Origin of the sequence: Acinetobacter sp. YH01022 (genome assembly GCF_013420235.1) — a bacterium.
Lineage (GTDB): Bacteria > Pseudomonadota > Gammaproteobacteria > Pseudomonadales > Moraxellaceae > Acinetobacter.
On the sequence record NZ_VOYP01000032.1, the window covers coordinates 14561 to 35529 of the forward strand.

General features: G+C 42.5%; 18 protein-coding genes and 1 pseudogene. 13 read left to right on the forward strand and 6 right to left on the reverse strand.

Annotated elements, in window-relative coordinates; translation table 11 throughout:
- Nucleotides 1-125 precede the first annotated feature (125 nt).
- Together FTT87_RS11610 and radA are read right to left on the reverse strand one after the other, a co-directional pair.
- A complete protein-coding gene (locus FTT87_RS11610; RefSeq protein ID WP_180081901.1) occupies nt 126-1088 on the reverse strand; it encodes a Tim44 domain-containing protein in 963 nt (320 codons plus the stop codon).
- A 113-nt stretch (nt 1089-1201) separates the two neighbouring features.
- Nucleotides 1202-2593 carry a DNA repair protein RadA gene (gene radA / locus FTT87_RS11615; protein WP_180081903.1) on the reverse strand — a complete coding sequence of 464 codons (1392 nt, stop codon included), beginning with the start codon at nt 2591-2593 and terminating at the stop codon, nt 1202-1204.
- Between the two features lie 285 nt (nt 2594-2878).
- On the opposite strand from radA, the gene FTT87_RS11620 reads away from it, so the two are divergent.
- The 7 genes from FTT87_RS11620 (at nt 2879) to FTT87_RS11650 (ending at nt 9094) form a co-directional block, all read left to right on the forward strand.
- A complete protein-coding gene (locus tag FTT87_RS11620) occupies nt 2879-4282 on the forward strand; it encodes an amino acid permease (protein ID WP_180081905.1) in 1404 nt (467 codons plus the stop codon).
- A gap of 134 nt (nt 4283-4416) precedes the next feature.
- On the forward strand, nt 4417-4638 hold the full coding sequence (locus FTT87_RS11625) for a lipoprotein (protein ID WP_180174894.1): 222 nt from the start codon (nt 4417-4419) through the stop codon (nt 4636-4638).
- Nucleotides 4639-4676: 38 nt separating this feature from the next.
- Nucleotides 4677-5921 carry a diaminopimelate decarboxylase gene (lysA, locus tag FTT87_RS11630; RefSeq protein ID WP_180081909.1) on the forward strand — a complete coding sequence of 415 codons (1245 nt, stop codon included), beginning with the start codon at nt 4677-4679 and terminating at the stop codon, nt 5919-5921.
- A 14-nt stretch (nt 5922-5935) separates the two neighbouring features.
- The gene (gene dapF, locus FTT87_RS11635; protein WP_086196219.1) at nt 5936-6778 is read left to right on the forward strand and encodes a diaminopimelate epimerase; all 843 of its coding nucleotides are present in this window, start codon (nt 5936-5938) and stop codon (nt 6776-6778) included.
- 105 nt (nt 6779-6883) lie between these two features.
- Nucleotides 6884-7507, forward strand: a complete 624-nt coding sequence (locus FTT87_RS11640; protein ID WP_180081911.1) for an alpha/beta fold hydrolase — start codon at nt 6884-6886, stop codon at nt 7505-7507.
- Nucleotides 7508-7542: 35 nt separating this feature from the next.
- The gene (gene xerA, locus FTT87_RS11645; protein WP_180081927.1) at nt 7543-8436 is read left to right on the forward strand and encodes a site-specific tyrosine recombinase/integron integrase; all 894 of its coding nucleotides are present in this window, start codon (nt 7543-7545) and stop codon (nt 8434-8436) included.
- 271 nt (nt 8437-8707) lie between these two features.
- A complete protein-coding gene (locus FTT87_RS11650) occupies nt 8708-9094 on the forward strand; it encodes a hypothetical protein (protein ID WP_180081913.1) in 387 nt (128 codons plus the stop codon).
- A 196-nt stretch (nt 9095-9290) separates the two neighbouring features.
- Here FTT87_RS11650 and FTT87_RS11655 read toward each other — a convergent pair whose 3' ends face one another.
- A complete protein-coding gene (locus FTT87_RS11655) occupies nt 9291-9785 on the reverse strand; it encodes an Lrp/AsnC family transcriptional regulator (RefSeq protein ID WP_180174895.1) in 495 nt (164 codons plus the stop codon).
- Nucleotides 9786-9898: 113 nt separating this feature from the next.
- On the opposite strand from FTT87_RS11655, the gene FTT87_RS11660 reads away from it, so the two are divergent.
- The 5 genes from FTT87_RS11660 to FTT87_RS11680 all read left to right on the forward strand — a co-directional run bounded on the left by FTT87_RS11660 (nt 9899) and on the right by FTT87_RS11680 (nt 16627).
- Entirely contained in the window at nt 9899-10504 is a 606-nt protein-coding gene (locus FTT87_RS11660; RefSeq protein ID WP_180081917.1) for a LysE family translocator, read from the forward strand.
- A gap of 501 nt (nt 10505-11005) precedes the next feature.
- Nucleotides 11006-11758, forward strand: a complete 753-nt coding sequence (locus tag FTT87_RS11665) for an electron transfer flavoprotein subunit beta/FixA family protein (RefSeq protein ID WP_166167339.1) — start codon at nt 11006-11008, stop codon at nt 11756-11758.
- 18 nt (nt 11759-11776) lie between these two features.
- Nucleotides 11777-12709: an electron transfer flavoprotein subunit alpha/FixB family protein gene (locus FTT87_RS11670; protein WP_180174896.1), complete on the forward strand. Its 933-nt coding sequence runs from the start codon at nt 11777-11779 to the stop codon at nt 12707-12709.
- Between the two features lie 537 nt (nt 12710-13246).
- Nucleotides 13247-16252: a DNA gyrase subunit A gene (gene gyrA, locus FTT87_RS11675; protein ID WP_180174897.1), complete on the forward strand. Its 3006-nt coding sequence runs from the start codon at nt 13247-13249 to the stop codon at nt 16250-16252.
- Nucleotides 16253-16333: 81 nt separating this feature from the next.
- Complete coding sequence (locus tag FTT87_RS11680; protein WP_180174898.1) at nt 16334-16627, forward strand: hypothetical protein; 294 nt, start codon at nt 16334-16336, stop codon at nt 16625-16627.
- Here FTT87_RS11680 and FTT87_RS11685 read toward each other — a convergent pair.
- A pseudogene (locus tag FTT87_RS11685) lies at nt 16624-16779 on the reverse strand (transposase); the annotation flags it as partial. The gene FTT87_RS11680 and the pseudogene FTT87_RS11685 overlap by 4 nt on opposite strands.
- A gap of 73 nt (nt 16780-16852) precedes the next feature.
- Here FTT87_RS11685 and FTT87_RS11690 point away from each other — a divergent pair.
- Entirely contained in the window at nt 16853-18061 is a 1209-nt protein-coding gene (locus tag FTT87_RS11690; protein ID WP_180174900.1) for an IS256 family transposase, read from the forward strand.
- A gap of 95 nt (nt 18062-18156) precedes the next feature.
- Here FTT87_RS11690 and gltP read toward each other — a convergent pair whose 3' ends face one another.
- Both gltP and FTT87_RS11700 read right to left on the reverse strand, forming a co-directional pair.
- Nucleotides 18157-19452, reverse strand: a complete 1296-nt coding sequence (gene gltP, locus FTT87_RS11695; RefSeq protein WP_180081515.1) for a glutamate/aspartate:proton symporter GltP — start codon at nt 19450-19452, stop codon at nt 18157-18159.
- 268 nt (nt 19453-19720) lie between these two features.
- Nucleotides 19721-20827, reverse strand: a complete 1107-nt coding sequence (locus tag FTT87_RS11700; protein WP_180174899.1) for an ABC transporter permease — start codon at nt 20825-20827, stop codon at nt 19721-19723.
- Nucleotides 20828-20969 lie beyond the last annotated feature (142 nt).

A 20969-nucleotide genomic window follows, 5' to 3' on the forward strand; every position in this document is an offset into this window, starting at 1 on the left:
AACTTTTGCTATAGCCTAAAAGGAATGAAATAAAAAAGCCAATCCGAAGATTGGCTTTTACAGTATCGTGACTAAAAACATCAACTCATGTCAGTGCTTTTAACCGAGAGGGTGTTCACAAACACTCAGTGTTCTTGCTGAATACCGGCAACCAACCAGTCCTGATTAGAACCCGCAGGTTTTACAAAATGCCAAACTTCTGCAAAAGGTTGTGGCAAGCTGTTTAAGTCTTCGCTTACTGTACCGGTAAAACGAACACTTACAACATATTGACCATTTTCAGTTGCAGAATCGACCACCATTGCATTCAGGTTAGAGAACTCGGCAACGTCCTGGTCTTGGTTCGCCATAATGTCGTTATACATAGACTGATAAAGATCAGGGGTTAAATAACGTTGAATTTCAGCAATGTTGCTTGCTGTATTCATGGACTGAATATGGTTAAAGCGTTGACGGGCAACACGCAAGAATGCAGCAGGTTCGGTGCCATCTGGCAATTGGTTGCCGCTTTGTGTTGAAGCTGCACCAAAAGGTGCTTGAGTTGCTGCACCTGCAGAACCACCTACAGACTGACCAAAAATATTGGTGCTGTCATTTGAAGTACGTGGTGCTGCATTTTGCTGACCAAACGGCGCTGTGTTTCCAGCATTGTTTGGTGCATAAGGATTATTGGCTGCTAATTTTTTTTTTGCTCCGAATTTACGGAACAAGAAGAATGCTACTGCTGCTGCCAGAAGAATCCAGATCCAGCCCGGAATTCCGCCTTTTTCTTCCTCTTGCTGAGTTTGTGCTTCACTTGCAGCTTTATCATCTGCTAAAGCATTAGCTGCAACTGCACCAACTGCAGCACCAGCAACACCAGCAGCAACCATTTTACCTACACCTGAACCAGATTTTTGTTGGGCAGGAGCAACAGGTTGTTGAACAGGAGTAGCTTGACGCGGTTGTTGGTAAGATTGGGTTGGAGCAGCAGAACGACTCATACCATGGCTTTTACCACCACCTGCACGTTTCGCTTCGGCCATCGGTGCAACCACCAAAGCTGCCATTAAAATACCGGCCATCAAACCACGCTGTCGAACTTCCATCGATTTTTTCCTAAATAAAAAAATAAATTATAGCTCTATAGTTATGCAGTCATTTGCCCTGAATTTCAATATCAAATTGGTGTTTTTTTACATAATCTTTCATATGTTTAAGCTTAAGCCAGTTCTTCACTTAAGCTTATGGCTTCAGTCAAGGCCTCATGCAAACGTGCTACCGAAATGATCTGCACGTTCGGAATTGGTTTTTGTGGCGCATTGCCTCGAGGCAAAATAATGTATTTAAAACCATGCTTAATGGCTTCTTTTAAACGTTCCTGACCATTCGGCACCGGACGAATTTCGCCGGATAATCCGACTTCTCCAAATACCGCCAGTTGTTGTGGCAAGGCTTTGCCACGCAAGCTGGAGGCACAGGCTAAAAGAACGGCCAGATCTGAACCGGTTTCAGTAATCTTTAAACCACCAACCACATTGACATAGACATCCTGTCCGGAAGTTTGCACACCGCCGTGACGGTGCATGACAGCCAGCAGCATGTTCAGGCGGTTTTGTTCCAGACCGAGTGCCACACGACGCGGTTGACCATGAGCATCATCCACCAAAGCCTGTACTTCGACCAACAGGGGACGGGTGCCTTCGCGGCTGATCATCACAATTGAACCGGGAATGGCTTCATCATAACGGCTTAAGAAAATAGCCGACGGATTGGAGACTTCACGTAAGCCTTTATCGGTCATGCCAAACACGCCCAGTTCATTGACTGCCCCGAAACGGTTTTTTACCGCGCGAATCATTCGGTAACGTGAGTCGGATTGTCCTTCAAAATACAGGACACAGTCGACCATGTGTTCCAGTACACGGGGTCCCGCCAATGCGCCTTCTTTGGTCACATGACCCACAATGAACAGCGCTGTGCCACTATTTTTGGCAAAACGGGTCAGTAACGCAGCCGATTCACGAATTTGCGAAACACCACCCGGTGCCGACTGCAAGGTTTCGGTATATAAGGTTTGAATCGAATCCAGAATGGCAACAGCAGGGCGTTCTTGCGCTAAAACTTCACAAATCCGTTCCACACAGGTTTCTGCCATGACTTTAAGATGTTCAGTTGGCAACTCCAGACGATGGGCACGCAAAGCGACTTGTGACAGCGACTCTTCACCAGTCACATAGAGTGCAGAACTCTGCGCAACTGCCATATGGGTCGCCGTTTGTAAAAGAATCGTGGATTTACCAATTCCGGGATCACCGCCAATCAGAACCACTGAACCGGTGACCAGACCACCGCCCAGAACGCGGTCAAATTCACCTATCCCGGTAGCCAAGCGTGTTTCATGTGAAACAGAAACTTTATTCAGGGTGGTGATGTTGGCAGCCTGACCAGCATAGCCGCCGCCCATTTTTGGCTGTGCCCGGTGACTTACGGCAGGTTCCAGACGTACTTCAGTCAGACTATTCCATTCTCCGCAATCTGAACATTGTCCCGCCCATTTCGGATGGTCAGTTCCACATTGTTCGCAACGGTAAACAGTTTTGACTTTGCTCATTTGAGTGGTATCTATATAAATCAGAAGATGGGTGAAGAATGTAGCAATAGCTGTATGGAAATACAATTTTTTGCATAAATTCTCGCCAAACTTTATCTTGGCACGTAAACTGCTAACTTGAAGGGAAATGAAGAAAAGGAAAGTAAAATGGACTCGATCTGGATGAAAAAGCGACAAAAATACAGTCAAGCTTGAAAAATATTTAACAAATGCTCAAAAAACTTTATTGATTTATTTTAATTTGAGCTACTTTTATCACACGAAATTTGAGAGACGAAAATAACAATGTCAAATGAGAACCATAGTTTACTGACTGAAGGTGGTGAACTGCAGCGGAGTTTATCGAATCGGCATTTGCAACTTATTGCGATTGGCGGGGCAATTGGTACAGGTCTATTCATGGGTTCGGGTAAAACCATCAGCCTGGCCGGACCATCCATTCTGATCATTTATATGATTATTGGTTTTATGGTTTTTTTGGTCATGCGTGCGCTTGGCGAACTGTTACTGTCTAACCTGAAATACAAGTCTTTTATTGATTTTTCAACCGATTTGATTGGTCCATGGGCGGGTTATTTTGTCGGCTGGACCTATTGGCTGTGCTGGATCACCATTGGTATTGCTGACTTGTCGGCCATTATTTATTACCTGCAGTTCTTTAACGGGGGGCTGCCGTTTACGCCTGGTGAAGGGGTCATGATCAGTGTTGCCGCCATTGTGTTTATTATGGGGCTGAATCTGGTTACCGTTAAATTGTTCGGTGAGTTAGAGTTCTGGTTTGCTTTAATCAAGATTATTGCCATTGTCGTATTGATTACTGTGGGTCTGTGGATGATCTTTACCGGGTTTTCTTCTACCGCAGGTGAAGTCGCTTCCTTTACTCATCTCTGGTCACATGGTGGTTTATTCCCAACAGGCGTGACGGGTTTCTTGGCAGGTTTCCAGATTGCCATCTTTGCCTTCGTCGGTGTGGAACTGGTGGGTACCACAGCAGCTGAAACCAAAGATCCTGAACAGAACTTGCCTAAAGCAGTCAACTCGATCCCTATTCGTATCATCATTTTCTATGTGCTGGCACTGGTCATTGTCATGTCAGTTACGCCATGGAACAAGATTGATCCGAACATCAGTCCATTCGTCAACCTGTTTAGCCAGGCCGGTATTGCTGCTGCAGCGATTATCATGAATTTGGTGGTGTTATCTTCGGTGATGTCATCCATGAACAGTGGGGTGTTCTCGACCAGCCGTATGCTGTTTGGTCTGTCACGTGAAGAGCAGGGTCCTAAAGCCTTCGGTCATTTAAATAAACGTGCTGTTCCTGCAAATGCTTTGTATTTCTCGGCAATCTGTTTGTTACTGGGTGCTGCACTTCAGTACTTCGTGCCGAATACGGTTGAAGCTTTTACTTTGGCAACCACGCTTTCAACCATCCTGTTTATCTGTGTCTGGTTGATGATTATCTGGAGCTATATTGTGTATTACAAAACACGTCCAGAACTGCATGCCAAATCAACCTTTAAACTTCCTGGTGGATTGTTTACCTGCTGGTTGGTAATCATCTTCTTTATCGGCATGATTTATGTGTTGTCTTTAGAAGCAGACACCATGAAAGCGCTGATGGTCAGCCCGATCTGGTTCATTATCTTGATTATTGGCTACTTTGGTTTCTACAAACCAAAACATAAATAATCACTGCAAATGATTAAAACGCCAGTTTGAAACTGGCGTTTTTTTTTATCTCACTATAATCTCTAGCGTTTAGTGCTTTGGTCATGTCCCATGATCAGGTTATACTTCTTCGAAAATATCAAATAGGTGGTCAGATGCGTCTTGTCATTTGCTGCATCAGTTTATTGGCGACAGGTTTTGCTTTAGTTGGTTGTGGTCAGTCTGGAGCTTTGCAGCTACCGAGTGATCCGAATTACGACAAACGTGCAAAATATTTGTTATATCCCAATGTAGATTCAAAACAGCAATCCTCAAATAAGCAAGAAGCCGCTCCAGTAGCATCAGAGCTTCCTGCTTCATCTGCTGCAACGAATTAATTTTTAATATCTAAACGCGTCATCGAAAGGATACATTCATGAGTTTTACCCGCATCAATGGGGTTTTGCATGCCGAGCAATGTTCTCTACAACAGCTTGCGCAGCAATTTGGCACGCCACTTTATGTTTATTCAAAAGCGACTTTTGAAAAGCATTATTTAGACATGGATCGTGCTTTTAGCTTTATCGATCATCAAATTTGTTTTGCGGTAAAGTCTAACTCTAACCTTGCGGTGTTGAATGTACTGGCCAAGTGTGGCGCGGGCTTTGATATTGTTACTGGTGGTGAACTGGCTCGTGTGCTTAAGGCGGGTGGGGATGCCTCTAAAATTGTATTCTCGGGTTTAGGCAAATCTGAAGCCGATATCCAAAAAGCGCTAGAAGTAGGTATTGCCTGCTTTAACGTCGAGTCTTATGCCGAGCTGGATCGTATTCAGAAAGTGGCAGCAAGCTTAGGTAAAAACGCCCCAATTTCCTTGCGTGTCAATCCGGATGTCGATGCCAAAACTCATCCATACATTTCAACCGGTTTAAAAGAAAACAAATTCGGTATTCCTTCTGATACCGTATTTGAAACCTATCAATATGCGGCGTCATTGCCAAATCTGGACGTTGTAGGGATTGACTGTCATATCGGTTCACAATTGACTGAAACCCAGCCTTTTGTCGATGCACTGGATCGTGTGATTGTGATGATTGAGAAACTTAAAGAATTAGGTATCAATCTAAAACACATCGATATCGGTGGCGGTTTAGGTGTGACTTATAAAGATGAAGTTCCACCGACGGTAGAAGAATATGCCAATGCCTTGAAGCCAGCTTTAGAAAAACTCGGTCTGAAAGTGTATATGGAACCGGGTCGCAGTATTTCTGCCAATGCCGGTGTGTTACTGACTAAAGTCGATTTGCTTAAACCGACCAATCACCGTAATTTCGCAATTATTGATGCCGCGATGAACGACCTGATTCGTCCTGCTTTGTATGAAGCATGGATGGATATTCAGGAAGTGATTCCACGTACTGACGTTGAAGCGAAAGAGTGGGATGTCGTCGGGGCGATTTGTGAAACGGGTGATTTCCTGGGTAAAGAGCGTCAGCTGGCGATTAAAGAAAATGATGTACTGGCTGTGTTGGGTGCGGGTGCTTACGGTTTCGTGATGAGCTCGAACTATAACAGTCGCGGACGTGCTGCTGAAGTGATGGTGGATGGTGATCAGGCACATCTGATTCGTGAGCGCGAAAGCATTGAATCTTTGTGGGAACGTGAACGCTTATTGCCATAATGGAGATGTCTGAGATGTTTTTAGAATTTACCAAAATGCATGGTCTGGGCAATGACTTCATGGTGGTTGATCTGATCAGCCAGCGTGCCTACCTGGATACTGTCACTATTCAACGTTTGGCAGATCGCCACTTTGGCATTGGTTTCGACCAGTTGCTAATTGTTGAGCCACCTGATTTACCCAATGTCGATTTTAAATATCGTATTTTCAATGCCGACGGTTCTGAAGTGGAGCAATGCGGAAACGGTGTGCGCTGTTTTGCACGTTTTGTGCATGAGCGTCAGCTCACCACCAAAACCAAAATTAAAGTGCAGACCAAAGCCGGTATTGTAGAGCCTGAGCTGGGTGTGAATGGCTGGGTTCGTGTGAACATGGGTTATCCTAAATTCTTGCCAAGTGAAATTCCATTTTTGGCAGATGAACCGGAAAATTTGTATGACATTGAGCTGGCCAACAATGAAAAGCTGACTATTGATGTCGTAAATATGGGCAATCCGCATGCAGTGACCATTGTTCCCGATGTGATTACCGCAGATGTCGCACGTATTGGACCACAAGTAGAATCACATGAGCGTTTCCCGCAACGTGTCAATGCCGGTTTTATGCAAATTATTGATGAAAAACATGCCCGTCTGCGTGTATTTGAACGTGGTGTAGGTGAAACTTTAGCCTGTGGTACAGGCGCCTGTGCCGCTGCGGTTTCCGGTATGCGCCGTGGTCTGTTGGCTAATAATGTTGAAATTGAACTGGCTGGTGGCAAGCTGCAAATTGAATGGAAAGAAGGTGATGTGGTGTGGATGACCGGTCCAACAGCAAACGTCTATCAGGGTCGTATCGATTTGAGTTATTACCAATAGTAAACTCATGTTTTGATGAAAAAAGCACTGTCCCTATGATGGTGCTTTTTTATGCTTGTAAATGCGTTATGCTGTACGGATTATTGCTTTTAGTCTAGAGCTTAAATGACGCATTTGATTTTTCTTCCAGGAGCATCTGGAAGTACTGAATTTTGGCAGCCACTGATTGAACTGCTGTCAGCAGATTATACAGTGCAAGTGATTGCCTATCCTGGGTTCGGTCAAGAACCAGCGCAGAATGAAGTATATGATTTTAATAGTCTGAGTGATTATGTGCTGGACCAGATTCAGCAAGATTCGGTACTGGTTGCACAGTCGATGGGCGGAATTTTTGCCATACAGGCTGCATTGAAAAAATCTAATTTAATTAAAGCTATGGTACTGATTGCGACATCAGGCGGGATTGATTTAAGTCCATTTGAAGTCGAGGATTGGCGCACGGCCTATAAAAACCAGTTCCTGAATTACCCGGACTGGTTTTCTACTGTACAGTTGGATTATTCCTCTCAACTTTCAGCCATTCAGCAAAAAACATTACTGCTATGGGGAGATGCCGATCCCATCAGCCCTGTGGCTGTTGGGCAGTATTTACATCAGACATTAAAAGACTCATCGTTTCAGGTTATTCAGGGTGGAGATCATTTATTTGCTGCGCAGCACGCTACAGAGACAGCAGCGTGGGTCTCTGATTTTTTAAATTCACTGGAAAGCAGAGCAAGGGATAGTTAATGTCATTACAAACAAACACAACTGAACTGCTCGCAATGTGGCTCAAAGAACGTGAAATTCAAAATCAGTCCAGACATACCTTGCAGGCTTATGAACGCGACGTTTCCGATTTTTTAAACTTTTGTGAAGCTAAAAAACTGGATCTGGCCAATATCGAAACTACAGATCTGCGTGAATATTTGGCCCATAAAGTGGAACAGCAAGGCTTAAGTTCCAGCAGTTTACAGCGGATGCTCTCATCCATACGCCAATTTATGAAATGGGCCGAGCAGGGGCAGTATCTGGCGTTTAATCCGGCGGATGATTTTCAGTTAAAACGTATTCCCAGACCGCTTCCGGGCATGGTCGATATTGAAACCGTGAACCAGATTCTGGATCAGCCAGCACCTGAAACCGAAGCACAGCAACAAATGTGGCTACGGGATAAAGCCATTTTAGAACTATTGTATTCCAGTGGTTTACGTCTGGCTGAAGTGCAAGGTTTGCGGATTAAAGATATCGATTTTAACCGTCAGCTGTTACGTATTACCGGTAAAGGCAATAAAACCCGGGTGGTGCCTTTTGGCAGTAAGGCTCGAGATGCAGTAATGAAGTGGCTGCAAGTCTATCCATTATGGCACGGTGATTTTGTCCCGGATGCTCATGTGTTTATTACCCAAAAGGGCAATCCGCTGGGTGCGCGGCAAATTGAAAACCGGGTGAAACTGCAAGCCCTGCGTGCCGGGGTAAATGTTGATTTGCATCCACATTTGTTACGTCATTGCTTTGCCAGTCATATGCTATCCAACAGCCGGGATTTACGTGCGGTACAGGAAATGCTGGGACATAGCAATTTGACTACTACACAAATTTATACTCATGTCGATTTTGATCATTTGGCTCAGGTGTATGATCAGGCACATCCGCGAGCGCAAGTTAAAAAGTCGTAACAATATTAAATAATGTTAAAATTTGAATCAATCTGGTCCGGACTTTGCTTAATTATTTTAGCAGCAGTCACCGGAGTTCATTAAAGTTAAATAAGCGTATGAAAAAATATCAGGGCATAAAGATGACATTTTGAACTATTGTCGGATAATAAAAAGTCAATTTATAAGGTATAAGAATCACCTCTAACCATACAGTGAATCGCATGAATCATGTATAGCGATGAAATTATGTATGCTTTCACTACTGGTCAGTTAAATATTGGAAAGGAAAATGATAGGCGAAACAATGATTGCAGATATTTTAGAGAAATATGACCAGTTAACGGCTGCGCAAAAAGAAATTTTTGCAGGTTATGGCCTTCGTCAAGTTAAACATTTTGTCGAAATAAGTTTGCCTAATATCGAACCGGTTTTACCTGCAGGTGCGCATGTCCAGGGCATCAATGCAGAAGGTAAGGTACAAGCCATTAATGATGTGACCCAACAAACCTATCTGTGGATTTCAGACCTGCAATGGCAGGAACGTCCCATTGCAACATCAAATGTAGATTTAAAAGAAGACTTTTTAGCAGTCTGGAAAATATTTAATCTTCAGGCTTATGATTTAATTGATTTAAGCCACATCCATCGTGACTTTTTACAAAGTCAGCCTGTATAAGCAGCCTTTTAATTTGCAGACTTGATCAAGGGCTACCTGATTTCATGCGATATCATTGATGTAGCCCTAAAGTTTTATAAGGTTATCAAGCTCAAAGCTAAGTAAGTTCTTGTTGCTGCACTTCAATTTTCAATCTAAGCAATAACAGATTTATTTGCACGGCAATTTTTAACATACTGAAAAATTATGAACGTGCCTAAAGATTATCGAGCGGTAACTGGAAACTCTGTTTAATAATTTGACTGGGTAAATCCGTTTTTACACTGGTTATGCCGTTTTTCTTGGTGAGATGCGCCGACTGAAATTTACGGTAACTTTCCAGATCGGGCACGACCACTTTCAGCATGGCATCGCATTCCCCTAAAATGATATAGCATTCCATCACTTGAGGAAGCTCTTTCATGGCTTCAATGAAGGTATCGATGGTTTCAGCATCCTGTCCGGTTAACCAAATTCGTGAAAATAATATCAGCTGCAAGCCAATTTTTTGCGGGTCTACCACTGTGGTGTAATTTTGAATTACGCCTGCTTCTTCCAGTAATTTCACCCGACGCAGACACGATGATGGCGACAGTCCAATTTCGCGGGCCAGATCGTTATTTTGCATACGGGCATTATTCTGCAAGGCACGAATGATATTTTTATCAATACGATCTAGTTTTACTGAAACAGATTTAGAAGATAGTTTCATAAATTAGAATATAATTCGGAGGATAATCATAATTATAGAATATTTGAAATCCTATTTTGTACTATTTGTTCGATACTGATTTTCACTTTCAAGACATGGAAAGGGAAAAGAAAATGTCTGTATTTGTACTGTTTGCCTTAACGGTTATTCCGCTTATTTTCACCCCTGGACCAGATATGCTGTTTATCCTGTCTCAAGTAATGGGAAAAGATGCAAAAGCAGGCATGCTGGCAACTATAGGGATTTGCCTGGGCTATTTGGTCCATTCTGTTTTGATGGCTTTGGGCATTACAGCCCTTATAGTCTCGTTCCCGGTGTTATTTGAAAGCATTCGCTGGCTCGGGATCGCTTATCTATTGTTCTTGGCTACGAGTTTGATTAAGTCGGTGTTCAGTGACAATAAATTCATCATCGAGAGAAAATCATCATCCAGTCCCATTGAAAAAGGTTTCTTTACTGCGCTATTGAACCCCAAAGGTATGCTGATCTATTTTGCAATTTTACCGCAATTTATTGATAAAGCTGGGAATATGGTGAATCAGGGTTTAATCCTGTCCTTGATCTTTATTGGACTCATCTTTGTGGTATATGGCAGTTTGAGTGTGATTTTTGCCAAAGTGACCCAAAAAACCCATATTGATGAACGTAAACAGAAATGGATTGATGGCGCTTCAGGTGGCTTGTTAATGCTGGCTGCAACCTGGCTGATCATGAACTGATAAATGTCAAGCAAGTATGCTGTTATGGCGTGCTTGCCTGTATGGAAGGGTGTTGAGCCGAAAAGGTAATTTGTTACATATTTAACTTAAAAAATAGCTCAATTTTAGGGCAAACAGACTGAAAAATTTAGCGGAATCTGTCTTAAATGACAATTCATTACTTTGGCTGTTCTGTCGGCTATGTGTGCCAGACTCGCCAGAAACTGATCGAAAACAAGCATTAAATCAGAACTTTTGATGAAGTTAATCAGATAAAAAAATACTAAAAATCAATGCTTAAAAAATAAATAAATATTCAGGAATTTCATCTTAATAAAAGTGTGTGAAAAAAATATGAACGCCAAGTTCAAGGAAAATGATGCTTTTTTACAGCTGTTTCGATAATTGTGACTTGACCCAAATGCCGTACACATTGCAAGATAGGGCACCTAAAAAAATTTAAGTGAAGAGTTATTATAACTTTTCTCAATATTTACATTTGCTAAAACAGCCGAGGATTACATGAAGGCTCTTGTTGCTGTAAAACGTGTGGTTGATGCCAACGTTAAAGTTCGCGTTAAACCGGACAACAGTGGTGTTGACTTAACAAACGTTAAAATGTCAATTAACCCATTCTGTGAAATCGCAGTGGAAGAAGCGGTTCGTTTAAAAGAAAAAGGAACTGTTTCAGAAATCGTTGTTGTTGCTATCGGTCCTAAAGAAGCGCAAGAACAAATCCGTTCTTCAATGGCACTTGGTGCTGACCGCGGTATCCTGGTTGAAGCTGATGACAGCCAGCTCGGTGCTTTGGAAGTGGCTAAAATCCTGAAAGGTGTTGTTGACGCTGAACAACCACAATTAATCCTTCTTGGTAAACAGGCCATTGATGACGACTCTAACCAGGTTGGTCAGATGCTTGGTGCTCTACTTGGCGCAGGTCAAGGTACATTCGCTTCTGAAGTGAAAGTTGAAGGCGACAAAGTACAAGTCACTCGTGAAATCGACGGTGGTTTGCAAACTGTTGAACTTGCACTTCCAGCAATTATCACCACTGACTTACGTTTGAACGAGCCACGTTATGCAGCTCTGCCAAACATCATGAAAGCGCGTAAAAAACCGCTTGATACCAAGTCTCCTGCAGATTTCGGTGTAACTGCGACAACTAAACTGAAAACAGTGAAAGTTGAAGCTCCTGCTGAACGTAAAGCGGGCGTACAAGTGAAGTCTGTAGACGAGCTTGTAGAAAAATTGAAAAATGAAGCGAAAGTGATCTAATACAGAAGGATAAAAATCATGAGTATTTTAGTTATCGCTGAGCACGACAACAAAGCATTAAACGCTGCTACTTTAAACGTTGTTGCTGCGGCGCAAAAAATCGGTGGTGATATCACTGTATTGGTAGCTGGCTCGAACGCGCAAGCTGTTGCTGACCAGGCAGCTAAAGTTGCAGGTGTAAGCAAAGTATTACTTGCTGACGACGCTGCTTATGCAAACCAGTTGGCTGAAAATGTGGCTAAACTTGTTGCTGAATTGGGCAAAGGCTATACCCATATCCTTGCTGCTTCTACCACAACGGGTAAAAACATTCTGCCACGTGCAGCTGCGCTTCTTGATGTGAGCATGATCACTGATATTATCGCTGTTGAAGGTCCTAAAACTTTCAAACGTCCAATCTATGCAGGTAACGCAATTGCAACCGTAGAGTCTGGTGAGTCTGTTGTTGTTGCTACCGTTCGTGGTACAGCATTTGATGCTGTAGCAAGCGATGGTGGTGCGGTTAGCGTTGAAGCTGCTGCGTCTACTGGCGATGCGGGTCTTTCTAAATTCATCTCAGAAGAAATTGTGAAATCTGAACGTCCAGAATTAACCGCTGCACGCATCGTGGTTTCTGGTGGTCGTGGTGTGGGTTCAGGTGAAAACTATCACAAAATCCTGGATCCATTAGCGGATAAACTTGGCGCTGCTCAAGGTGCTTCACGTGCTGCAGTTGATGCCGGCTTCGTTCCTAACGACATGCAAGTCGGTCAAACGGGTAAAATCGTTGCGCCTGAGCTATACATCGCTGTTGGTATTTCTGGTGCAATCCAGCACTTGGCGGGTATGAAAGAGTCTAAAGTGATTGTTGCGATCAACAAAGATGAAGAAGCGCCAATTAACGCAGTAGCTGACTACTGGTTAGTGGGTGACTTGAACACTGTAGTTCCGGAATTGGTTTCTAAAATCTAATTCAGCACTACATGCTTCAAAAAACGCTCCGCAAGGAGCGTTTTTTTATGCCTAGATGTTCGTAGCTTATCTATTTCTAGGGGGAGAATGTGGCTATTCTGACTCAATAGATAGCATTGCAGGGGCAGCAAACGAATGTACATCTTTTATGGTGGTACAAGGTGATACAGGTTTAATGTATTTGTGTAGCTAGGGGAGAGCCTGTATTTAATCGATTTATATTTTTTTAAAGGTGAAAAGACTATTTTAACTGAATAAACCGCCCGAACATTGAGCGCTAAAATTTGCAGCTAGACACTGAATAAAATGAACGAATTCACATAAAATCCCGACAAATGAAAGTGCCTAAAAAATAAACGATAAATTATAGAAAATTAACAAGATTAAGATAAGAGATATGGCACAAAAACAACAGAATTTATGCTATAATTTACGGCTGTATTTAGATTTTAACTCAGCTTATTTTGAGTTAATTTTTTGCTAGATTGATTATATAAAACGAACAGTCTGAACGGTTGTTTGTAATAAGGAGTATGCATGAGCGTATCGGAAATCCGACCGATTGCCATTGAGGATGAACTCAAAAGCTCATATCTCGACTATGCCATGAGTGTTATTGTTTCTCGTGCATTACCTGACGTGAGAGATGGCTTAAAGCCTGTTCATCGTCGTGTGCTTTTCGCTATGCACGAATTGGGCAATGACTACAATAAAGCATACAAAAAGTCAGCCCGTGTCGTCGGTGATGTGATCGGTAAATATCACCCACATGGTGACTTTGCTGTTTATGAAACCATTGTTCGTATGGCGCAAGACTTTAGCCTGCGTTATCAACTGGTAGATGGTCAAGGTAACTTCGGTTCTGTTGATGGCGATAGTGCAGCAGCAATGCGTTATACCGAAGTGCGTATGCGTAAGCTGACCCATGAGCTTTTGGCCGATCTGGAAAAAGACACAGTCGAGTGGGAAGACAACTACGACGGTTCTGAACGCATTCCACAAGTCATGCCTACACGTGTTCCTAACTTGCTGATTAACGGTGTAACTGGTATTGCAGTAGGTATGGCGACCAATATGGCGCCACACAACATGACAGAAGTGATCAATGCATGTTTGGCCTATGCGGAAAACCCGAATATTTCCATTGAAGGCTTGATGGAACATATCTCTGGCCCAGATTTCCCTACAGGCGGTATCATTTACGGTAAATCAGGCATTGTCGATGCTTACCGTACCGGTAAAGGTCGTCTTCATATTCGTGGTAAATATCACATTGAAGAAGACCAGAAGACTGGCCGTAACACCATCGTATTCACTGAAATTCCTTATCAAGTCAATAAAGCAAAAACCATTGAACGTATTGCTGAATTGGTGAAAGAGAAGAAACTGGAAGGGATTTCTGAGCTTCGTGATGAATCCGATAAAGAAGGGATGCGTATTGCCATTGACCTGAAGCGTGGTGAAAACGCCGAAGTGATTGTCAATAACCTGTTCCTGAATACCCAGTTAGAAAATTCATTCAGCATCAACATGGTCTGCCTGGACAACGGCCAGCCGAAGTTGATGAACCTGAAAGACATCATTGCTGCGTTCATCCGTCACCGCCAGGAAGTGGTGACTCGCCGTACCATGTTCGAACTGCGTAAAGCGCGTGAACGTGGCCATATCCTGGAAGGCTTGACCGTTGCACTCGCAAACATCGATGCGATTATTGAAACCATCAAGACCTCTGCCAACCCGGGCGAAGCGCGCGAGCGTTTACAGGCGGGTGAATGGGCTGCGGGTGGCGTAGTTGCATTACTGGAAAAAGCGGGTTCGGTTTCTGTACGTCCTGACGAGATTGAAGGTGAAGATCCAAACCGTCGATTCGGTTTAGATGGTAATGTTTACCGTTTATCTCCAGCACAGGTTGGTGCAATTCTTGAACTACGTTTACACCGCTTAACTGGTCTGGAACAAGACAAGTTACATGCTGAATATTCTGAAATTTTGGGTCAAATTGCTGAATTAACTGCAATTCTGAACGATTTCAATTTATTGATGGCAGTGATTAAAGAAGAATTGGCGTTAATCCTGCAACAATATGGCGATGCACGTCGTACCGCGATTGTTGAATCACGTATTGATTTCTCTCGCGAAGATTTGATTCCTGAAGAGCAAGTAGTATTGACCGTTTCTAAAACCGGTTATGCGAAAACTCAACCACTTTCTGATTACGCTGCACAGCGTCGTGGTGGTCGTGGTAAGTCTGCGACTTCAATGAAAGAAGATGACTACATTCAGCATCTGATTGTGACCTCGAACCATGCAACGGTACTTTGCTTTACCGATGTCGGTAAGGTCTATCGTCTGAAAGTATTTGAAGTGCCGCAAGCGTCGCGTGGTGCCAAAGGTCGCCCAATGGTGAACCTGTTACCGCTTGATGCCAACGAAACCATTACGGCAATTCTTCCGGTAATTGATGCACCGAAGAAATTTAAAGAACGTTTGGCAGACTTCAAGGCATTTGTAAAAACCAATGCTGCGAAACTGCAAGAAAATGAAATCATCAATTCACATTATGCTGAACTGGAAGCGGCACTTGCTGAACTTGAAGATGGTGCAGATGACTTGTCTGATGCATTACGTGTTCAATTGAAGCAATTGGGTGTTGAGCTTTCGGCAAGCGATCTGGATGATGAAATCATTGCTGACTTTGCGCAGCAAGCCGAAGCGGTACGTAAAAACTTCTATGTGTTTATGGCGACTGAGTACGGTACGATCAAGCGTGTAGAACTTGAACAGTTTAGTAATGTTCGTTCAAATGGTTTACGTGCCATTGAACTCACTGGCGATGACACCTTGATTGGTGTTGCAATTACCGATGGCGAACAGCAAATCATGTTGTTCTCGAATGAAGGTAAAGCAATTCGTTTTGCTGAAACTGATGTGCGTTCAATGGGACGTTCAGCCAAAGGTGTACGCGGTATGCGTGTGACCATTGGTGCCGCACAAGTTGAAGATGCTGAAGATACCGATATCGAGTCTGATGATGAAGATAGTTCAGATTCAGCCTTAATCAGCCGTATTGTTTCACTGGTAGTTGTACCTGAAACGGGTGAAGTGCTGTGTGCTTCTGAAAACGGTTACGGTAAACGTACCCCGGTAGATGACTTCCCAACTAAGAAACGTGGCGGTAAGGGGGTGATTGCGATCAAGACCTCTGAACGTAATGGTCAGTTGGTGGGTGCAGTTGCGATTGATGCCTCTAAAGAACTGATGTTGATTTCTGATGGTGGTACTTTGGTACGTACCCGTGCTTCTGAAGTTGCTCAAACTGGTCGTAACGCACAAGGTGTACGTTTGATCCGTTTAGGTAATGACGAGTTACTTGTAGGCGTAGTTTCGGTTGAAGCTGTAGAAGAAGATGAATTTATTGAAGCAGTGGAAGGCGAAGAAATTGTTGCCTCTACAGCTTTAATTGATTCTGAAACTTTGGTGGATGATGAAACCATTGCTGATGAAGCTGATACTGAATCAGATTTAAGAGATTCTGACGACTAAGTTTTGATATTGAAAAGAAGGGCGCTTAGGCGTCCTTTTTTATAACAGTAGATAATCTAATAAATATTAAAATGGTGGGATATGGATCAAAAGACATTGGAACAAATAGCAGAGTTTATTTGTGGAAATAATGAAATAATTCATCCTGAATATAGATCAAGTTCAAAAATTACTAAATTTTTTCATAATATAGGTTTGCCATATATTCATAATGGCTCAACTCGCGCTAAATGGGTTTTAGACAGATTAAATGAATTAACAAGTCAACAATTAGCCAATGTATTAAAACGACTTGTTTCTCCACGTGAATATGGTGGTGATAAAGAAAGAGTTTTTAAAGCTTTAAATAACCTGAGTTCGACGAAATCTGCTTAGCCTTTTAGCATATTTTGGAAAGTTGGCTTATTGGGATTCAAACAATAAGCCACTACAGCAGCCATGATATTCACCATGAAGTTATTTACCGAACGATGACGTGAATGTTCAAGTTGATGTAAATTTTTTAATTGATCATTCACGGTTTCGATCGAGACTGTAAATTAAATTGTGTAATTGCCTGAATTTGCTATGTTCATATTCACAACGGAGTCAGGCAACATGATGAACGAACAAAAACTAAAAGACCTTGCAGCAGAATTTGCTAAAGGAATCAAAACAGAAGAAGATCTCAATCAATTCACCCGATTGTTGACCAAAATCACTGTTGAAACGGCTCTCAATGCCGAACTTACCGAACATCTCGGACATGAAAAAAATGCCCGTAAATCTGGTTCAAATTCTCGCAATGGTTATTCTAGTAAGACTTTACTTAGCGATGATGGGGAGATTGAGATCACCATACCACGTGATCGTGATGGCACTTTCGAGCCTCAGTTGATTAAGAAAAATCAGACCCGTATCACGCAAATGGATAGCCATATTCTATCCCTTTATGCCAAAGGCATGACAACCCGTGAAATCGTTGCTACCTTTAAGGAAATGTACGATGCTGATGTATCTCCAACGCTTATTTCCAAGGTGACTGATGCAGTCAAAGAGCAGGTTGCTGAATGGCAAAACCGTCCGTTGGATGCGATCTATCCCATCGTTTATATGGACTGTATTGTAGTTAAAGTCCGTCATAATGGCAGTGTCATCAACAAGGCTGTATTCCTTGCCTTAGGCATTAATCTTGAGGGACAGAAAGAATTGCTCGGTATGTGGATGGCTGAGAATGAAGGTGCCAAGTTCTGGCTGAATGTCCTGACTGAGCTTAAAAACCGAGGGTTGCAGGATATTCTGATCGCCTGTGTGGATGGACTAAAAGGCTTTCCTGATGCTATTAACAGCGTATACCCGCAAACCCATATCCAGCTGTGCATTATCCACATGCTGCGCAACAGCTTGAAATACGTGTCATGGAAAGATTACAAGGCGGTCACTCAGGATTTAAAAGCCGTTTATCAATCACCTACTGAAGAGGCAGCCTTGATGGCCCTGGATCAATTTGCCCAAACATGGGATGACAAGTATCCACAGATCAGCAAAAGCTGGCGTATGCACTGGGAGAATCTGAATACCTTCTTTGCTTATCCAGCCGAGATACGCAAAGCCATCTACACCACCAACGCAATCGAATCATTAAACAGCGTAATACGCCAAGCGATCAAAAAACGTAAAGTCTTTCCAACGGATGATTCTGTACGTAAAGTGATTTACTTAGCAATTGATGCAGCGTCTAAAAAGTGGAATATGCCTATTCGCGACTGGCGTTTAGCCATGAGCCGCTTTATTATTGAATTCGGTGACCGCTTAAGCAATCACCTTTAAATTTATGAAAAGCAATTACACAAAATTATTTACAGGCTCTTTCAAGCTTAAGACATAAAAAAGGAAGCCGAAGCTTCCTTTTTTGATATTCTGAATTATGCAGCCTCTTTGATTTCAACAGCATAATTTTTTTGCTTTTCAGCATCGAACTGACCTTCCCATTTACTGATCACAAGAACAGCCAACGAGTTACCAATCACATTCAATACAGTACGGGCCATATCCAGAATACGGTCAATACCGGCAATAAATGCCAAGCCTTCAAGCGGAATACCCACACTTCCCAAGGTTGCCAACAATACAACGAAAGATACGCCAGGCACACCGGCAATACCTTTAGAAGTAATCATCAAGGTTAACACCAGAATGATTTGCTGGGTCATGCTTAAATCAATACCGTAAAGCTGCGCAATAAAGATGGCTGCAATACTTTGATATAAGGTCGAACCATCCAGGTTAAATGAATAACCGATTGGAATCACAAAACTGGTAATAGATTTTGGCGCACCATAGGCTTCCATTTTCTCCATCAGGCGCGGTAATACTGTCTCGGAACTTGCAGTTGAATAAGACAGAATCAGCTCATCTTTTAGAATTTTAATAATTTCCCAAATACTGAAACCACAGAATTTGGCAACAAGTCCTAAAATCACAAAGATGAAGAAGAAAATAGCACCGTAAACCAATAATGCTAATTTGACTAACGGAAGCAGTGAGCTAAAGCCGAAGTTCGCAACAGTCGCCGCAATCAGGCCAAATACACCGAAAGGTGCAAAAAGCATGATCATATGGGTGACTTTGAACATGGTTTCAGCAACCGCATGCAACACATCAATTAGCGGTTTCTTGGTTTCTTTCGCTAAAGATCCCAAACCAATACCGAAGATCACAGAGAAGAAGATGATTGGCAACATATGCCCATCGGTCAGTGATCCAAAAATATTAGACGGGATTAAAGATAAAATGGTATTGACCAGACCATGCGAGTGACTACTCACTTCCTGGGTGGTTTGCTGATATTTAGAGATATCGGTTTGGGTCAAACTCGACATGTCAATACCGGCACCTGGCTGGAATACGTTTGCAGCAACCAGTCCGACAATAATCGCAACCGTGGTAATAATTTCAAAATAAACAATAGTCTTGAAACCCAGTTTACCCAAGTTTTGACCATGACTTGCATTGGCAATACCTAAAATCAGCATTGAAAGTACAAGTGGAATGACAATCATCTTAATCAAATTAATAAAGATTGCGCCCAAAGGGCTCAGCAGATTATTAATCAGAGTTTCACGATATTCGGGAGAATAGTGTAGAAAAGAGCCTACAAGCACACCTAAAATGAGCGCAATGACGATTTGCCAAGCAAGACTAATCTTAATCTTTTTCATGCTAAGCCCTTAAAATCAAATTTCAATAAAAAAGCTGCTATAACACTGTCGATCTCACATCGGCATGTTACGGGGAGCGTGGGAATGAATAATATAAAAAAAATTCATGAAATATGAACAGGGGGCTATTTTGCATCGATTAGTATATTCAATCTAACTTTTTTCTTCATAATTGATTCAAAAGATCAAAAAAAGATCAATTTTGGTGTTAAAAACAACCAAATGGTAAAGTTTTATTTAATAATCTTATGAGTTCATAGCTAAAAGCTTACTTTTGACCAGATCGGATCAGGCGAAAATATGCCCAAACCAGACAAATGCCGGCAAAGGTTGCCAGATAAATCATTTTTGGAATGACCAGCTGGGTAGGCACTCCCATCTGGTTCAATTGAATAAACATCTGTATGCCTTGAGTAGAAGGCAGCGCTTGGCCTAGCCACTGCATCCATTTCGGCATTGCGGCATGCGGCCACGCCGTACCTGAAAGTAAGAACAGCGGAATAGAGCTAAATACAATCACGTGACCTGCACGTTCCGGCATATCCAGAAAAGAGGCAATCAGCATGCTGAGGCCAATCACGCAGCTCACAAAGATAGGGACCGCAATGAGCATGCCCCAGAAGTTACCACCCCTTGGATAGTCATTCAGCCAAAAAGTAAATCCAAATAAATATAAACAGCCCAGAAAACCAATGGTCAAAATGGCACTGAATAATGCCCAGAATTCGGTTCGACTCGGTATCCAGTGCTTTTTACGATAAGTCGCAATTAACATGCACAAACCCAGCAAAATGGTTTGATGGATAATCAGTGGGGCAACGGCCGGAAAAATATAACTGCCGTAGCCAGACAGGGTATTGAACAAGGGAATTTGATGGATCGACAGCGCTGGAGCAAATTCAGAAATATGCTGGAATTTTTCTGCTTGTTCAACCAGCGCATGTTCAACCGATGCTGCCAGTCCCAAACCGATCTTCTGGGTTTTTAAGAAATTGGCGGCACTTAAATATAAACCGATGCCACCCACTTCACCTCGACGCAGACTGCTAGATAAATTGTTCGGCAACAGTAAAATCCCATCTGCCTGTTGCAGCTTGATCATCTGCTCTGCTTCAGCAAAATTGCCAGTCACTGCACGGATTTCAACATTGGGGCTTTTAGCCACTTCGCCAATAATGCGGGACGTTACCGGGCTTTGTTCTTCATCGACAATAATAATCGGTAAGGATTCGGCATGTTCTGCCTGATAGGCAGCCGGGTAGAAGAAACTGTATAAAAATACCGAGAGTACCAACGTGGTCAAGATTGAGCTATTTGAAGCAATATCTTTAAAGGTTTTTAAATAAAAGTGCAGAAAGTTTCTGACTGTTTTCATGCCTGAACTCCCTTTAGAGCCTATCCAGTATTAATTTCATTCTTTTTTAGCACTTAAAAAAAGAATTTGTTAAAATTATTCAATGAGAAAACCATATCCCAGCGACATTAGTCGAGAAGCCTTTAAAGAAATTGAACCGTTA

Coding starts and splice junctions, on each gene's coding strand:
- FTT87_RS11610 (WP_180081901.1), bottom strand. CDS start 1,088: ATGGAAGTTCGACAGCGTGGTTTGATGGCCGGTATTTTAATGGCAGCT.
- radA (WP_180081903.1), bottom strand. CDS start 2,593: ATGAGCAAAGTCAAAACTGTTTACCGTTGCGAACAATGTGGAACTGAC.
- FTT87_RS11620 (WP_180081905.1), top strand. CDS start 2,879: ATGTCAAATGAGAACCATAGTTTACTGACTGAAGGTGGTGAACTGCAG.
- FTT87_RS11625 (WP_180174894.1), top strand. CDS start 4,417: ATGCGTCTTGTCATTTGCTGCATCAGTTTATTGGCGACAGGTTTTGCT.
- lysA (WP_180081909.1), top strand. CDS start 4,677: ATGAGTTTTACCCGCATCAATGGGGTTTTGCATGCCGAGCAATGTTCT.
- dapF (WP_086196219.1), top strand. CDS start 5,936: ATGTTTTTAGAATTTACCAAAATGCATGGTCTGGGCAATGACTTCATG.
- FTT87_RS11640 (WP_180081911.1), top strand. CDS start 6,884: ATGACGCATTTGATTTTTCTTCCAGGAGCATCTGGAAGTACTGAATTT.
- xerA (WP_180081927.1), top strand. CDS start 7,543: ATGTGGCTCAAAGAACGTGAAATTCAAAATCAGTCCAGACATACCTTG.
- FTT87_RS11650 (WP_180081913.1), top strand. CDS start 8,708: ATGATAGGCGAAACAATGATTGCAGATATTTTAGAGAAATATGACCAG.
- FTT87_RS11655 (WP_180174895.1), bottom strand. CDS start 9,785: ATGAAACTATCTTCTAAATCTGTTTCAGTAAAACTAGATCGTATTGAT.
- FTT87_RS11660 (WP_180081917.1), top strand. CDS start 9,899: ATGTCTGTATTTGTACTGTTTGCCTTAACGGTTATTCCGCTTATTTTC.
- FTT87_RS11665 (WP_166167339.1), top strand. CDS start 11,006: ATGAAGGCTCTTGTTGCTGTAAAACGTGTGGTTGATGCCAACGTTAAA.
- FTT87_RS11670 (WP_180174896.1), top strand. CDS start 11,777: ATGAGTATTTTAGTTATCGCTGAGCACGACAACAAAGCATTAAACGCT.
- gyrA (WP_180174897.1), top strand. CDS start 13,247: ATGAGCGTATCGGAAATCCGACCGATTGCCATTGAGGATGAACTCAAA.
- FTT87_RS11680 (WP_180174898.1), top strand. CDS start 16,334: ATGGATCAAAAGACATTGGAACAAATAGCAGAGTTTATTTGTGGAAAT.
- FTT87_RS11690 (WP_180174900.1), top strand. CDS start 16,853: ATGAACGAACAAAAACTAAAAGACCTTGCAGCAGAATTTGCTAAAGGA.
- gltP (WP_180081515.1), bottom strand. CDS start 19,452: ATGAAAAAGATTAAGATTAGTCTTGCTTGGCAAATCGTCATTGCGCTC.
- FTT87_RS11700 (WP_180174899.1), bottom strand. CDS start 20,827: ATGAAAACAGTCAGAAACTTTCTGCACTTTTATTTAAAAACCTTTAAA.